The organism is Marinirhabdus gelatinilytica, from assembly GCF_003353425.1.
GTDB classification, from domain to species: Bacteria; Bacteroidota; Bacteroidia; order Flavobacteriales; family Flavobacteriaceae; genus Marinirhabdus; species Marinirhabdus gelatinilytica.
The window spans coordinates 1-1,235 of the sequence record NZ_QRAO01000021.1 but is presented as its reverse complement, the minus strand read 5'-3'; the positions used below and the strand labels follow the sequence as shown (position 1 = coordinate 1,235).

Below are 1,235 nucleotides of genomic sequence, written 5' to 3'. Positions count from 1 at the left end.
ACATTTACAGTGACCGAGGATTTTGATGCTGGCCTTCCTGCGGGATGGAGCAGTGTGATAAACTCTGGTACTTGTGACTTTATGAACGTATCTACAGTGCCAATCGGAGCAGATTTCAGTAACTACCCAGCGATGGTGTTCGATGATGATGCCTGTGGAAATGGTGCTCCAGCGAGCAACGTATCCATCCTTTCGGATATCTACGATACCAGTGGATCCAGCACGATCACGCTAGAGTATGAGTATGGATTCTACGAGTTCAGTGGAGGCGAGACCTTTACCGTAGAGGTATGGGACGGTGCCGCTTGGCAACAGGTAGCGCAATACGCAGCAGATACGGACCCAACAGTGGAGACCGTGGACGCAAGTGCCTTTGCGAACGCAGACTTCCAGGTACGCTGGACGTTTGACGATAACGGAGCCTGGGGATGGTACGCAGGTATGGACAGCTTCTCGCTTACATACGATGTACTTGCAGGCCCACCATTTGATGTAGTACTGGATGCCAACGGTATGGCTACAGTAGATATCTCAGATCTTGTAATGGCTACGGACAACTGTGGCAATACTACTGCGACAACAAATGTTACAGGAACTGTTAACAACTCCATTACTACTGTATTTGATAGTAATAATGGTCTTGGTGGCGGTAGTGCTGTATACTTCGACGTAACTGTTGGAGTGAACGATATCTCTATTACAGATCTAGACCTTAATACTGGAGATCCTGGTGCCTTTACCGTTGAGATGTACACCCTTGTGGGCACGTATGTTGGTAACGAGCAGGATCCAGCTCCTTGGACACTTTCAGCGACGGGTAGTGGTACTGCTTCAGGTACAGTTAATGTACCAAGTAATGCAGTATTGGATGCTCCTGTAACCTTAACGGCCAATACCACGTATGGTGTTGCCTTGGTACTAGACGCCAGTCACGGACACTCGTATTCTGGAATTGGTGGTGATCCATCTCCAGGGATGCTTATGTACTCGAATGCTGATGTTACATTGAACCTTGGAGCCTCTGCGGCGACACCGTTCTCAAGTACACCATTCTCACCAAGAATCTGGAACGGAACACTTAATTATACAGTAGATTCCACAAACCCAGTTCCTGTTACTTCTATTGAGGTTACTTGTGACGATGTAGGAGAGAGCCAAATAGAGGTTACCGTTACCGATGATGCAGGAAACACTTCTGTATGTACTGCCACTATTAATGTGATAGACGATACGGC

General features: G+C 47.5%; 1 pseudogene. It reads left to right on the top strand.

Going from position 1 to position 1,235, the window contains the following annotated elements:
* Positions 1 to 1,235: pseudogene (locus C8D94_RS15385) on the top strand (HYR domain-containing protein); the annotation flags it as partial.